General features: G+C 65.9%; 13 protein-coding genes. 10 read left to right on the top strand and 3 right to left on the bottom strand.

Features of this window, described 5'->3' with window-relative positions; translation table 11 throughout:
• Positions 1-147 precede the first annotated feature (147 nt).
• The 3 genes from ASD15_RS10310 (at position 148) to ASD15_RS10300 (ending at position 4,904) form a co-directional block, all read left to right on the top strand.
• Positions 148-1,191 (top strand): LLM class flavin-dependent oxidoreductase, encoded by a 1,044-nt coding sequence (locus ASD15_RS10310; protein ID WP_057154750.1) that lies wholly within the window; start codon positions 148-150, stop codon positions 1,189-1,191.
• A 26-nt stretch (positions 1,192-1,217) separates the two neighbouring features.
• Positions 1,218-2,354, top strand: coding sequence for an LLM class flavin-dependent oxidoreductase (locus ASD15_RS10305; RefSeq protein ID WP_057154749.1), 1,137 nt, complete (start codon positions 1,218-1,220; stop codon positions 2,352-2,354).
• A 183-nt stretch (positions 2,355-2,537) separates the two neighbouring features.
• Positions 2,538-4,904 carry a TonB-dependent receptor gene (locus ASD15_RS10300; RefSeq protein ID WP_057154748.1) on the top strand — a complete coding sequence of 789 codons (2,367 nt, stop codon included), beginning with the start codon at positions 2,538-2,540 and terminating at the stop codon, positions 4,902-4,904.
• A gap of 58 nt (positions 4,905-4,962) precedes the next feature.
• Here ASD15_RS10300 and ASD15_RS10295 read toward each other — a convergent pair whose 3' ends face one another.
• A complete protein-coding gene (locus ASD15_RS10295; protein WP_057154747.1) occupies positions 4,963-6,021 on the bottom strand; it encodes an ABC transporter substrate-binding protein in 1,059 nt (352 codons plus the stop codon).
• Between the two features lie 261 nt (positions 6,022-6,282).
• Between ASD15_RS10295 and ASD15_RS10290 the strand changes: the two genes are divergently transcribed.
• Genes ASD15_RS10290 through ASD15_RS10260 form a run of 7 tightly spaced genes read left to right on the top strand, consistent with a single transcriptional unit; the run spans position 6,283 to position 12,841 of the window.
• Positions 6,283-7,008: a class II aldolase/adducin family protein gene (locus ASD15_RS10290; RefSeq protein ID WP_057154746.1), complete on the top strand. Its 726-nt coding sequence runs from the start codon at positions 6,283-6,285 to the stop codon at positions 7,006-7,008.
• 9 nt (positions 7,009-7,017) lie between these two features.
• Positions 7,018-8,184, top strand: coding sequence for an ABC transporter substrate-binding protein (locus ASD15_RS10285; RefSeq protein WP_057154745.1), 1,167 nt, complete (start codon positions 7,018-7,020; stop codon positions 8,182-8,184).
• Between the two features lie 16 nt (positions 8,185-8,200).
• Positions 8,201-9,106 carry an ABC transporter permease gene (locus tag ASD15_RS10280; RefSeq protein WP_082551729.1) on the top strand — a complete coding sequence of 302 codons (906 nt, stop codon included), beginning with the start codon at positions 8,201-8,203 and terminating at the stop codon, positions 9,104-9,106.
• Between the two features lie 2 nt (positions 9,107-9,108).
• The gene (locus ASD15_RS10275) at positions 9,109-9,867 is read left to right on the top strand and encodes an ABC transporter permease (RefSeq protein WP_057154744.1); all 759 of its coding nucleotides are present in this window, start codon (positions 9,109-9,111) and stop codon (positions 9,865-9,867) included.
• A gap of 9 nt (positions 9,868-9,876) precedes the next feature.
• Positions 9,877-10,683: an ABC transporter ATP-binding protein gene (locus ASD15_RS10270; protein WP_082551728.1), complete on the top strand. Its 807-nt coding sequence runs from the start codon at positions 9,877-9,879 to the stop codon at positions 10,681-10,683.
• Between the two features lie 30 nt (positions 10,684-10,713).
• The gene (locus ASD15_RS10265) at positions 10,714-11,766 is read left to right on the top strand and encodes an ABC transporter substrate-binding protein (protein WP_057154743.1); all 1,053 of its coding nucleotides are present in this window, start codon (positions 10,714-10,716) and stop codon (positions 11,764-11,766) included.
• 22 nt (positions 11,767-11,788) lie between these two features.
• Positions 11,789-12,841, top strand: a complete 1,053-nt coding sequence (locus tag ASD15_RS10260) for an ABC transporter substrate-binding protein (RefSeq protein ID WP_057154742.1) — start codon at positions 11,789-11,791, stop codon at positions 12,839-12,841.
• On the opposite strand, the gene ASD15_RS10255 is transcribed toward ASD15_RS10260, so the two are convergent.
• Positions 12,838-13,398, bottom strand: a complete 561-nt coding sequence (locus tag ASD15_RS10255; RefSeq protein ID WP_057154741.1) for a YXWGXW repeat-containing protein — start codon at positions 13,396-13,398, stop codon at positions 12,838-12,840. The two genes, ASD15_RS10260 and ASD15_RS10255, sit on opposite strands and share 4 nt — an antisense overlap.
• Positions 13,399-13,607: 209 nt before the next feature.
• Entirely contained in the window at positions 13,608-13,859 is a 252-nt protein-coding gene (locus tag ASD15_RS10250; protein WP_057154740.1) for a hypothetical protein, read from the bottom strand.
• Positions 13,860-14,070: the final 211 nt, after the last annotated feature.

Raw genomic sequence — 14,070 nt, 5'->3', positions numbered from 1 at the left:
CGCAAACACAGGCTGTTGCCAGGGCAGCAGCCTGTTCGTCGCGCAGCACGCGCGGCGTGCGCAGAAGGGTGGATGTGGCGTTTCCTGCATGGCACGGTTTCTGCGTTGCGTAGTGGGCTGACACCACAACTCACGAGGAGCTTCAACATGACCACGGAATTCATCTGGCAACTGCCTACCGCCGGCGATGGCCGCTACGGCGAAGCGGCCCGGCTGCGGCGCGGCGAACGCGCTGCGGACGCGGGCTCGCCCTACAGCGGCGGCGTGTCCGACCCGCGCGGCAGCCGCTTCAACTACTACGACTATCTGCACCAGGTGGCGCGCGCGGCCGACCTTTCAGGCTTCGACGGCGTGCGCATCGGCCACGACCTTCAGGGCGAGGAAGCGTGGATCGTTGCCGGCTACGTGGCGCGCGGCACGCGCCGCATCAAGCTGGTGACGGAATTTGAGGCCGCATGGGGCTCGGCGGTCTACGCGGCGAAGAATGCCGCCAGCTTCCAGCGCTTCACAAGCGGCCGCCTGGCCTGGCAGATCGCTCCGGGCGGGACTGCCGGGGATCGGCGCCGCCATGCCGACTACGCGGAGGACGCCGACGTGCTGCCGCGCATCGACGAATTCCTGACTGTGGCGCGCGGCGTCCTGACTACCGCACCGTTCAATTTCAAGGGCAAGTTCTTCGAAGTGGGCGAGGGCGGCTTCCGTGGCACGCTGGCCAACAATCCGGTACCCAAGGTCTACCTGTCCGGCGCCAGCGAGCAGGCCTTTGCGCTGTCCGCACGGCAAGCGGACGTGCACGTGCTCGATGCCGCCCCGCCGGAGACGCTGCGTGCGCAGGCCGCACACATTGCCGCGCTGGCTGCCGCTGCCGGCCGCAAGGTCGCCATTGGACTGCGCATCAGCGTGGTTGCGCGTGAAACGGAGGACGAAGCGCGGCGCGACGCGGCGATCCTGCAGAGCCAGTCCACCGCCGCGGTTGCCGCTGCTGCCGACGATGATGGACCCGGCCCGGCGGCCACACTGGTTGGCAGCTTCGAGCAGGTCGCCGATGGCCTGTCCGAATACGCCGCCGCGGGCGTATCCAGCTTCCTGTTGTCCGCCGCGCCGCATCTCGAAGAGGCCTACCGTTTCGGCGAAAACGTTCTGCCCGCACTGCGCGAGCGCCTTGCCGCCGCCGAGCGCCAGGCAGCCTGACCACATCATCCATACTGGAGCACACCATGACTGTCGACTTCTTCTGGCGCCTTCCCACCCACGGCGAGCCAAGCTCGCACCGCAGCCGCACTCCCTACCGTGGCGACACGCTGGCCGGCAACGCCCGGCTTGATCACGCCGGCGGCTATACTTACATTGACTACCTGGCCGAGATTGCGCATGCGGCCGAAGTGTCCGGCTTCCACGGCGGCCTGATTCCATCTTTCCCGATGACGGACGAACCTTGGGCCATTTCCGCGCTGCTGGCGCGCGAAACCGAAACGTTCCGATTCATGATTCCGTTCCAGCCGGGTTTCCTGAACCCAGTCGCCGCCGCACGCATGACGGCCAGCCTGCAGCGCGCCACCGGCGGGCGTGCGCTGTACAACGTCATTACCGGCGGCGGCGGCCCGGCGCAGCTGTGGTGGGGCGACTCCGCCGGCCACGACGACCGCTACCAGCGCACCACCGAATTCCTGGATGTGGTGCGCGGCGTTTGGCAAGGCGGGCCATTCTCGTACCAGGGCAAGTTCTACCAGCTGGAGCACGGCGGCCTGCCGGACCCGCTGTCGAAGGAAGAGTTCCCCGAGATTTACTTCTCCGGCTCTTCCGACGCCGCGCTGGCGTCGGCGTCAAAGCACGCGGACTACTACCTGACCTGGCTGGAGCCGTTCGCCGCGCTGCGCGAGAAATTCCGCCGCGTGAAGGAGAAAACAGATCTGCTGGGCCGCAAGATCAAGTGCGCGGTGCGCGTCGATATCGTGGCCCGCGCCACCGAGGAAGAGGCTTGGGATGAAGTGCGCAAAGGTTTCGAGCGGGTGGATGCCGAAACGCTGAAGCAGTTCCTGGCGCCGCAGGGTGATTCGGTTGGCGCAGCGCGCCAGCGCGCCAGCCTGCCTACCACGCTGAACAGCTATCGCGACCTGATCATCGAACCGAACGTCTGGTCGGGTTTCAACCTGCTGCGCGGCGGCCAGACGCAGGGCATTGTGGGCAGCTACCAGCAGGTGGCCGAGCGCCTCGACGAACTGGTGCAGCTGGGCGCAGATGCCTTCATCCTCTCCAGCACCCCGCACCTGGAGGAGGCCTACCGCGTAGGCGAAGAAGTGCTGCCGCTGGTGCGCGGCCACGTGCAGCCGCAAGCGCTGCGCGCAGTCGGATAATCCTTGCTGCCTGCAAAGCAGCACTGTCGCCCAGGCAGCATGCGCCGCCTGGGTGTTTCAAAATCAGCATTTCGCTTCATTTCAAAGAAGGCCTTGGTTTATAAGGCCTGCTTCTGCGGTGGCAGTCAGGCACGGCGCTTGCAATGAGTAACTTACCTCTTACTCATTACAAAGGAAGTGTCCATGCATCCCCAGCAATCGCCAGCCACCCGATTTAAACGCACCACCATCAGCCGTGAATTGCGCGCGGTTTTTGCCATCGCCCTGAGCGGCAGCCTTGCCCCCAGCCTGGCGCACGCGGAAGAGCAAGCCGATGCTGCCGCAGCGGCGGCCGCCAGCGTTCCCTACGTCGTGGGCGACCTGGGCGCGCTGCAAACCGTCACCGTCACCGCGCAGAAGCGCGAGGAGAAGGCGCAATCGGTGCCAAGCTCCATCACCGTCCTTGGCGGAAAGGAACTGCTGGCCGACGGGGTTGGCCGCTCCGCCTCGGAGATCCTGAACTTCGTGCCGAACGCCTCGGCGGGAACACAGCAGCACGGCCGTCCGCGCTGGTGGATACGCGGCGTGGGCGCCGGCCAGCAGCAGATCGACTTCCCGAACCCGGTCGGCTTTTATCTGGACGACGTCTACATCAGCAACTCGTCGGCCACCGGTTTCCCGCTGTTCGATCTGGACCGGGTGGAAGTGCTGCGCGGCCCGCAAGGCACCTTGTGGGGCAAGAACACCACCGGTGGCGCCATCAACGTCATTTCCAGGAAGCCCAGCTTCCGCAACAGCGGCTACCTGAAAGTGGACTACGGGCGCTACGACACCAAACTTGTGGAGGGCGCCATCGGCGGCGGACTGGTGGACGAGGTGTTGGCCGGCCGCCTGTCGTTCCACACCGAAGACCAGGGCGAAGGACGCTTTAACAACCTGTTCACCGGCAGCAAGGACGGCGCGCTGCGCGACAGCGCCGTGCGCGGCCAGCTGAAAGCGTTGCTCGGCAAGGACCTGAGCGCGAACCTGAACCTGCACTATCGCGACTACCAGACCGACGGCACCATCACCACCGTGGCCAGCTACGGCGCCAACGGTGTGTACCGCAACGGCTACATCCCCAGCACCAACCCGGACGACGTGAGCGCCAATGCGCCGGCCAACAGCTCGGTGAAGCAGGGGGGCGGACAACTGGCGCTGGAGTACCAGCTCGGCCCATACTCGCTCAACTCGATCACCGGTTTCGAAAACTACCGCACAGAGAGCCTGGGCGATGGCGACAACACCCCGCTGGAAATCAGCCGCAGCCACAGTTCGGCCAAGAGCCGCCAGTGGTCGCAGGAGCTGCGCCTGGCGTCGCCGCAGGATGACAAAGTGAGCTGGGTGGCAGGCCTGTTCTACTTCAACGAGAAGATCGATTCTGATTCCGCGTCCGCCCGCCTGCCGAACGGCGCCGCTCCGGCGCTCGCCGGCAGCACGCAGCCGGTCGGCTACAACAGCACCATCTACCGTCACGAGGCGCGCAGTTTCGCGGTGTTCGGCAGCGCCACCGCCACGTTCAGCGATCAACTGCGAGCCATCCTGGGCCTGCGCTGGACCACGGAGACCAAGGACCTGAACCTGCGCCGCAGGCAGGCCGCATCCGGTACACCGCAATTCGGCAATGTGGACAACTGGTGGAACACGGTCAGCGGCGCCAACTTTGGCGCGGCCGCCGTTGCCAACAACAACTTCGTTTCGACCCCGTCCACCACCTGGGATGCGCTGACCTGGGACTTTACGCCGGAATACCGGCTCAGTTCAACCGCGCGCGTCTACTTCAAGGCGGCGCATGGCATCAAGTCCGGCGGCTACAACACCAGCGCGACAGACGTGCGCGCGCTGAACACGGTGGCGCCGGAAACGCTGAACTCCTTTGAACTGGGCCTGAAATCCGAATGGTGGGACAACAAGCTCAATTTCAACGCCAATCTGTTTCGCTACGATTACAAGAACGTGCAGGTCAACATCACCGGCATCTACAACGGCGACCCGACCCAGAGCGTGAATTACCTGCAGAATGTGAGCAAGGCGCACGTGAACGGTGCGGAGTTCGAACTGGAACTGCAGCCGACCGACGAGCTGCACATCAACGCCAACATCGGCATCCTGCGCACCGAGTTCGACGAGTTCAATATCCAGAACAACGGCGGCAACCGATCGGGCAATGAGTTCGTACGGTCGCCGCACGGCACCGCGTTGCTGCAGGCCGACTACCAGCTGCCCGTCGCCAGCGGCAAGCTGGTGCTCAGCGGCGACTGGCGCTACACCTCCAAGCAGTTCTACTATGTCGATCCGCAGACCGATACGCGCGGGCTGCTGAACCAGGGCGCCTACGGCATCGGCAACGCGCGCCTGTCGTACACGCTGCCGGGCGGGAAGCACACCTTCAGCGCGTATGTGAATAATGTAGGCGACAAGATCTACAAGAACCACACGCTGACCAGCTTCGTGCCGGGTACCGTGAATGGCGACACGGTGTACTGGGGCGCGCGCCGCACCTTTGGCCTGTCCTATACCGCGCAGCTTTGAAAGCCGGCTGCCGGGCTGTCGGCGGGTTAGCGCGTAGCGCACAACCCGCCGCTCTTTCTCAGGCCGCCGCGCGCAGGCTTTCGGCCACGCGGCGCTGCGCTTCTTCAAGCGGCCTGCGGTCTATCCACGCGTCGACATCCACGTCCCGGTCCAGGAAGCCGTGCACCAGCTGGAAGTGCTTCTGCTGCCGGAACAGTTCCACCTTTTCGTCAGACAAGTCCGGCGCCAGCGCCAGGTGAAAGCCGTCGCGGTAGGCTTCCGCCACGCCCTGGCCACCGGCCCGGGTCTCTCCCTGAAGGATCTGCAGCACCTCGTCCTTGTGGCTCTTGGCCCATTCGGCTGCGCGCAGCGTCTGCGTCAGGAAGCGCACCACCAGTTCGAAGTGGTCGCGCAGGAAGCCTTCGTGCACGGTGATGGGGCGCGGCGTGCCGTTGTTGACGCGGAAGCGGCGCTCCAGCTTGTCCAGGTCGATGCCGACCACCACGCCGGCATCGCGCGCCGCGTCGGCCGCTGCCGCACCTTTCACGTAGACCGCGTCCACCTCGCCCAGCAGCAGCGGCGAGATACCTTCCCACAGATTGGTGCCGAGGTTGCGGTATTCGGCCGGGCCGTTCTGGCCCAGCTCCACCAGTTCGACGTCGTCCAGCGTCAGCCCTGCGGAAGCCAGCACGCCCTTGTAGCCCGCCAGGCTCATGCCGCGTGCGATGCTGCGGCCGCGCCGGTTGTTCTGCAGGTCGTCGCTGCGGAAGGCCGGCAGCGCCAGGCGCTTGCCCTTCAGGTGTTCCGGCCTGGTGATGCCGGAGCCGGGACGGACCAGGATGGACTGCCACTCGTCTATCCACGTCAGGCCGATCAGCCGGGTCGGCGCACCTTGCGCCCGCGCCGGCAGCGCCAGCAGGTTGCCGCCTTCGCGCACCAGCGTTTCCAGCTGGTGGTCGTAGTGATGGCGCGCCAGCTCGCCGCCCACTTCCTGCAGCGTTTGCAGCTTGATGCCGTCGGGCGCGAATTCCTGGTCCAGCCATCCCAGCTTGTAGGCCAGGCCGGTGGCTGTCGGTACGGGACAACGGGTGAACCAAACCGTCTCGACGGGCTTGGCTTGCTTCTCGGTAGTGCGCATGTTTGTCCTTGTAGTGGTGGGTGAGTAGCTTGAGTCGGTCCGCTTTGGCGGCCGCCTTCAGGGATTGCAGGAAGCATGCCCGCGCGCCATGCGTGCCGCACGCATGCCGCATGCTGCCGGCGCGACAGTGGCGCGGCATGCTGCTGCGATATCAACAGCGGCTGCTACGCCGCGCGCAGTGGCGGGCCTCGCCGGCGGGCATTTCGGCTGGCACGCGTCTTGCGAAAGTAGAGGCATGACCAACCCGCAGGGAGAAATGCAATGACTGAAGCACTGGTAGCACAAGCGCAGCTGAGCGTGCAGGTACAGGAGTTCGTGGAGCAGGTCCGCAAGGATGCGCAACTGGCGTTCAACGCGCTGCGCGAAACCGGCAGCCTGACCGCCAACGGCACCGTCGGATTCGTCGAACGCATTCCGGGCGAAGACAAGGTGGTGGTGGTGAACGATCCGGGCCCGTTCCGCAAGGGCCAGCCGCTGACGGCATCCGTCATCGGCCTGGATGGCAACGTCTATTCCGGGGCCGGCGGTGGCGGCGGCCGCTACCTGAAGCTGTTCAACGAGCGGCCGGAAGTGACGTCGATCTCGCACGTGCACTCGCCGGCGCTGGGCGCCTGGGCGCAGACACACCGCACGCTGCCGATCCGCTATGTGCCGGTGCAGCGCTTCCAGCTGATCCGGGAAATTCCGATCTATATCGACCGCCGTCAGGCGGAAGTGGATTTCATCCTGGGCTTGATCGGCAAGAATCCCCACTCCACCGCCATCCTGGAAGCGAACGGCGGCGCCACCGTGTGGGGCAAGCAGGGCTTGCTGAAGCTGGCGGAGTTCATCCTGCTGCTGGAGGAGGGCGCCAAGATCCAGATCCAGGCCGAAGCCGTCGGCGGCTCGCGCGACTTCGGTCCCGGCGTGCTGCTGCAGCAGTGGAAGATGAGCAATCTGATCGAGACTGCACGCGAACTGTCCCTGCTGCCTGCCAGCGATCTGTAAGGAGCTGAGATGATGACGACACTGCCCCTTCCGCGTCGGCGCGGCGCGCGCCTTGTGTTTGCAGACCTGCTGGCTGCTGCCGCCTGCGCGGTGTGCGCTGCCATGCCGGGCCTCGCGCAGGCCGGGCTGGCGTGGGCGGCTGGTGCGTCGCAAGTCGCTTCTGCCGCAGCCAGCGCCTCCGCGCCGCGCGCCGCGTTGCCGGCAACGGTGCGCATTGCGGCCGTGGCGCGTCCGGCGCCGGCCGGCAAGACCGTGTTTGCCGGCGCCTCGGCCCAGGTGGCCCAGGAGCGCTGGCTGGAAGCGGAGCTGGGCAAGCTGGGCGTGCGCCTGGAGTGGGTGCCGGTCACCACCAATGCGGTGGCGGCGCAGGTGAACGAAGGCTTCGCCAGCAAGAGCATCGACTTCGCCAGCTATGGCGACCTGCCTTCCATCATCGCCAACGCTTCCGGCCTGCAAACGCGGCTGGTGCTGCCGGGCGGCAGCCTGAACAACACCTACCTGGTAGTGCCGCCGGGTTCGACTGCCCGCTCGATCCGCGACCTGAAGGGCAAGCGCATTGCGCTGCATCGCGGCCGGCCGTGGGAATACCCGTTCGCGCGCCTGCTGCAGGCCAATGGCCTGAAGCTGAGCGACGTGAGGATACTGAACCTGAATCCGCAGGCCGGCGCTGCCGCGCTGGCCACCGGCGGGGCCGATGCCTTCTTCACCCTGAGCGACGCCTTCGTGTTGGAGGACAAGAAGGTGGGCAAGATCATCTGGGCCAGCAAAAGGGCGCCGGAGGACTGGAAAATGCGCGCCGAATTATGGGGCGACAGCGCTTTCCTGCAGCGCTATCCGCAGGTGGCGCAGCTGGTGGTGTCTGGCTACCTGCGCGAGTACCACAAGGCGGCGGCAGCAGCCGATGCGGGGCGCGAGAGCTACATCAAGTCCGAGTCGCTCGGCGGGCAGAGCGAAGCGGTGGTGCGGCGCGAGCTGGAAGGCGACAGCACGCAATGGAAGGATCGCTGGTCGCCGCTGTTCACGCCGGCCGTTCGCGCGCACTACGCCGCCGAGGCGGAGTACGCGAAGCAGGCGGGCCTGATCGCCAGGCCGCTGTCGGTGGACGCCCTGTTTGCGCCGCAGTTCGTGAGGCAGGGCCTGGCCCAGCTGCAGCTGCAAGACTATTGGACCCGTTAAGGAAGGAGTGAACACAATGACGATAGCCGCCGCATACAGGCCGACGCAGCCATTGACCGGCGAGGCCGCGCCGCACGAGCTTGCGCAGCCGGCCAGGCAGGTGCATCGCCCGGCAGATGGCCAGCCAGCGGGCAGCGGGCGCCGCAAGCTTCCGTCCGGGCTGGCGGAACGCTGGCTGGCTGCGCGCTGGTCGGCCTGGACCGCCCCGGTGCTGCTGCTGCTGCTGTGGTCCGCCGCCACCGCCCTGGAGTGGGCGCCGCCGCAGATCCTGGTGTCGCCGTGGCAGGTGGCGCTAACGGCATCCGAGCTGGTGCAAAGCGGCGAGCTGCCGGACCACCTGAGCGTGAGTCTTTACCGCCTGTTCGCCGGCTTTGCGCTGGGCGGCGCGGCGGGACTGGCTGCGGGCGTACTGCTCGGCTTGTCCAAGCCATTGCGCGCCTACGTCGAGCCGACGTTCAACGTGCTGCGCCAGCTGCCCACCGTGGCGCTGATTCCGCTGTTCATCCTGGTGCTGGGCATAGGCGAGAGTTTCAAGGTGTTCATCGTGGCCAAGGCGACCTTCTTCATCGTGGCGCTGGCCGCGCATGACGCCATCCGCAATCTGCCGGCGCGCTACTTCGAAGTGGCTTCGGTGTACCGCTTTTCGCGCTGGGACGTGATCCGCCGCGTTGCGCTGCCGGCCATTGTTCCCGACGTGCTCACCGGAGTGCGCATTGCGCTGTCCCGTTCCTGGATGGTGCTGGTCGGCGCCGAGCTGCTGGCTGCCGACAGCGGCCTTGGACAAATGATGGAGATGGGGCGCCAGATGTTCCGGCTGGATGTGGTCATGGTGGGCGTGGTGCTGACCGGCGTGATCGGCTTCACGCTGGACCGCACTTTCCGCCTGATCGAGCAGCGCCTTACCCGCTGGAAGAAAGGCTGACCATGCAAACCAAAGCAATCGCGCTGTTCAAGGCCGCACTGCTGCCTGCGGTCTTGCTGGCCGCATGGCAGTGGGCGTCCGGGCAGGGCGCCAGCGCCGCCTATATTTTCGTCCCGCTGCCGCTGCTGTGGGACAGCCTGCTGCAGCTGCTGGCGTCCGGCGAGCTGTGGCTGCACGTGAAAGTGAGCCTGGGCCGCACGCTTACCGGCATTGCGCTGGGCGGTACGGCGGGCATCGTGACCGGCACGCTGATGGCACAGTCGCGGGTGGCCGAACGCCTGATCGGCCCCCTGTTCCACAGCATCCGGCAGGTGCCGCTGCTCGGACTGATCCCGCTGCTCGGCCTTTGGGTAGGCAGCGGCGACGCGGCCAAGCTGCTGGTGGTGTCCATCGCCGCCTTCTATCCGGCCACGCTCAATACCTGCGAAGGCATCCGCAATGTGGAGCTGCGCCTGCGCGAAGTTGGCCGGATTTTGACACTGACGCAATGGCAGACCTTCCGCCGCGTGCTGCTGCCGGCCGCCACGCCTGCCATCGTCACCGGGCTGACGCATGCACTGGCCTTTTCCTGGCTGGCCTGCATGGGCGGGGAGTTGCTGTTTGCGGCCGGCCCCGGCATCGGTTCGTTGCTGCTGAACGGCGAAGTGGCCGGCCGCATGGACGTGGTGCTGCTGGCGGTAGTGGTGATCGCACTGGTGGCACAGGCCATGAACACCATCCTGAACCGGCTTGCTCGCCGCATCCATCGATTTGAATCCTGAAGGAGCACCATGAACGCACCAATTTCCAAGGCATTGCTGCACGCATTGCCAAGCGCGCGGCCGCAGCGCCGCAGCGGCGGCCTGCTGATCGAGCATGTCAGCAAATCCTTCGATCTGAAAGGCGAACGCCTGCCAGTGCTGGACGATATCTCGTTCCGTGTGGAGCCGGGCGAGTTCGTCGCCATCGTCGGCGCATCCGGCTGCGGCAAATCAACTTTGCTGCGACTGCTGGCCGGGCTGGATACCGAATACGAAGGCCGGCTGCAGCACGACGGCAAGGACATCCGGGACACGGATCTGAACCGGGGCCTGGTGTTCCAGGATCACCGCCTGTTCCCCTGGCTGACGGTGCAGCAGAACATCGCCCTGGCATTCACCAACACCCGCGTTCCTGTGGCCGAGCGTCGCGAGCGCGTGGCGGCGGAGATTGCCCGCGTGGGGCTGGAAGGTTTCGCGGACGCCTTCCCGCACCAGCTCTCCGGGGGCATGTCGCAGCGGGCCGCGATTGCGCGCGCCCTGGTCGGCAAACCGGACGTGCTGTTGCTGGACGAGCCGCTGGGCGCCCTCGATGCGCTGACCCGTTTGCGCCTGCAGCAGGAGCTGCGCCGCCTGTGGCAGGACGAAGGCATCACCATGCTGATGGTGACGCACGATATCGACGAAGCGGTCTACCTGGCCGACCGTATCGTGGTGCTGGACGCGCGGCCCGGCCGCATCCGCCGCGTGCAGGAGGTGGCGCTGCCGCATCCGCGCCAGCGCGGCCAAGCCGGCTTCGTGGCCATCCGCGACAGCCTGCATGCAGATTTCATTCATTGATCCACTCACTAACCCAAGCAAGGAGCTGGCATGAGCAATTCCCTCGATACCCTGTGGTACACCCGCTGCCCGGTGCCGACCGGCCTCGGCATCGCGTTGCAGAAAGGCTGGCTGGAAGAGTCGTTCCGCTCGCAATGCACCAATGTCCAATCGCTGCGCGAATCGAACGACAAGGCGGTGCGCGAATCGCACTTCGACCATACGCTGCAAAATTCGGTGCGCCATGGCGGCAATATCCCGGCGCTGTGGGCGCGTGCGGCGGGCCGCGACACGCGCGTGCTGGGCCTGTCCTGGTCGGACGAGACGCAGCTGATCCTGTCGTTGCCGGACAGTGGCGTCAAGACCGTGCGCGACCTGAAAGGCCGCCGTTTCGGCCTGCCGCGCTGGACCTCGGCGCAGATCGACTTCGCGCGCGCCCAGGCCATACGCGGCCTGGAAAACGCCCTCAAGCTGGAGGGACTGGCCGTGAGCGACGTTGAGCTGGTCGATTTTGTCATCGAAGCGGGGCAGAGCGACGCGCCTGCGGTGCGCGCGGCCGGCAGCAATGTATTCGGCGGCCGCCGCAGCGGCGGGCAGAGCGCCGAGTTGCTTGGCCTGCTGCGCGGCGAAGTGGATGCAATCTTCCTCAAGGGCGCCAGCGCGGCCCACATCGCCAGCCTGTTTGGACTGCACACGGTGATCGACACCGGCGCGCACCCGGAACCGCTGATCCGCGCCAACAACGGCACTCCGCGCACGCTCACGGTGGACCAGAACCTGCTGGAGCACCATTTCGATTCGGCGGTGCGCGTCGTGGACCAGGTGCTGCGGGCCGAAGCCTGGGCGCGCGGCAATCCGGACGACACGCGGCGCTTCCTGGCGCGCGAATCGAACAGCAGCGAGTACTGGGTCACGGTGGCTTATGGCGAAGACGCGCACCTGCGGCTCGATACCGATCTGTCCGAGACGTCCATCGCCGGGCTGCAGGATTTCAGCGACTTCCTGTTCCGCTGGCAGTTCCTGCCCAATCCGGTGGACGTGCGCAGCTGGATCGATCCGCGTCCGTTCGAGGCGGCGCTGTCGCTGAACCGGCGCGCGGCCTGACGCCAACCAGGGAAGCAACAGCATGGACCGACGATCAATTCTGAAGCTGGGGCCGGCAGCGGCGCTGCTGCCCGGCGTTGCGCGTGCGCAGGGACAGCCCGAGGTGCTGCGCATCGCTGTCACCGCGTTTGCCGAAAACGGAAAGGCCAGCCTGGGCGGCACTCCCTACCGCGTGCAGCAGGACGGCTGGCTCGCGCGCGAGCTGGCCAAGCGCGGCGTGTTGCTGGAATGGTTTCCCGTAACGGGGGACACCGGCGCCACCATGAACGAGGCGTTTGCCAGCGGCCGCATCCAGTTTGCCAGCTACGGCGATTTGCCGTCTGTGATACTGAACGCGGGGGGCGTGCGGACACAGGTTATCGTGCCGGCGGGGCGCGGCGCGGACCTGTTCCTGCTGGTGCCCACCAACTCCAGCGCGCGTTCGCTGCTGGACTTGAAGGGCAAGCGCATCAGCGTGCATCGCGGACGGCCGTGGGAACTGGGTCTGCTGCACCTGATCGAGGATAACAAGCTCACGCCGCGTGACTTCAAGCTGGTGAACATGGACATCAAGCCGGGCGCCTCAGCGCTGGCTACCGGCGCGGTGGACGGCTTGTTCCAGCTCAACGGCTATCCCCTGGAGGACAAAGGCATAGGCAAGATCATCTGGACCAGCAAGGGGCAGCCGGACCGCAAGATGCGTGCGGAGTTGTGGGGGCGGAGGGACTTCACGCGGGCCAACCCGGAACTGGCTGAGCTGGTGGCCACGGCCTGGGTGAAAGCGCAGTACTGGGCGGCGCAGGAGGACAACCGGAACGCGGTGATACGCGACGGCACGCGCAACGGCACGCCGGAAAGCGTGATAAGGCGTTCCTATGATGATCCTTCGTTGCCGTGGAAAGACCGTTGGACGCCGTTGTACGATGACGTGGTGTACCGCCATTACAGGCGGGTGGTGGCTTTCGCCCGCAACCAGAAGCTGATACGGCAGCCGCTGCCGGCGGAAGAGCTGCTGGAGCCGCGTTTTGTCAACGCGGCGCTGAAGAACCTGGGACTGGCGCGGTACTGGAGCGCCAGCCCGGTTAAAACGGCTTAGTTGCGGCGCGGGTTGTCGGGACGCTGATCGTAGCGGTTGGGTACACCGTCGCCGTCACGGTCGCGGTCGTGGCGGTTCGGCACGCCGTCGCGGTCGTTGTCGTATCCGCGGCCGCGGTCATGGCCGCGATCGTGGCCATAGGCGCGATTGTTGTGGTTGTCGTAACGGTTCGGGATGCCGTCGCCGTCGCGGTCGCGGTCATAGCGGTTGGGGATGCCGTCGCGGTCCATGTCGCCCCGGCCGCGCCGGTCCCAGCGGCCTTCGTGGCGCACCCAGTGGCCGTTCGACTGTACCCACTGCGGCTGGGTGTAGTAGTAGCCCGGGCGTTCACGCAGCCAGTGGCCGGCGACCCACACGTGGCGGTGACCATTCCAGTTCCAGAATCCGGGAGCCCAGACATAGCCGTGGCGTGGCGGCGGCAGGCTTTCATAGCGCAGCGGAGGCGGCGCGGTGCCGATGACAAGATTGACGTCCACCTGGGCCGAAGCAGGCATAGGCGCGAAAGCGGCAGAGCTGATAGCCAGCAGGGCTGCTGCGTATAAGGTAGGCTTGATCATGTTGTTCTCCGTTGATATGAGTGACGCTGAATTCACTATATCAAGTGCTGCTTGCACGGAGAAAGGAAGATGCAACTTATTACAACTGACACAGCTGGAAAGACTTTAAACCTGCATGCAACGTGCGCTGGCGCACAGAAGAGGATTCGCCTGTCACGCGGGTGCGCTGTTGTGGCGCGTGGCGTGCAGGCGAATGTGCGGGGCCGGCATCAGATCTTGGCCGACGCGGAAGTTTTGCGCTCATCGTTCAGCAGTTGCAGCTTCTGCTCGGCGCTCAGGCGCTTGGCGCTGACGACTACGACTTGCATGTCCTTGGCGGCAGCGTAGGCCGGTGCGGCGGCACGGACTGCAACTGGCTGTGCTTCGGCGGTCGCGGTGTCGCTGTCAAGTACGTAGTTGGCGGCGCAGGCCAGGCCCAGGGTTACGACAAACAGGGCTTCGAAGTTTTTCAGGACGTTCATTTTGCTCTTCCTTCAGGTTGGTGGTCAGTGGTGTTTGGTGTTCCGATGACTGCACTGTACTCAAAGGCCATGCAGCCCTCCACCGCATTGCGACGGGCGGCGGATTTTGTGGCGCGAGATGCAAAATCCGGCGATAAAACGGTGTGGCCGCAATGGCAATCCGGCCACCTTTTCCTGCTTCCCCCTGCTAAGCCCAGCCATACGAATACCA

Source organism: Massilia sp. Root351 (assembly GCF_001425045.1).
Taxonomy (GTDB): domain Bacteria; phylum Pseudomonadota; class Gammaproteobacteria; order Burkholderiales; family Burkholderiaceae_D; genus Rugamonas.
Note: the sequence above shows the minus strand (reverse complement) of the source record. Positions and strands in the feature narration are given on the sequence as shown.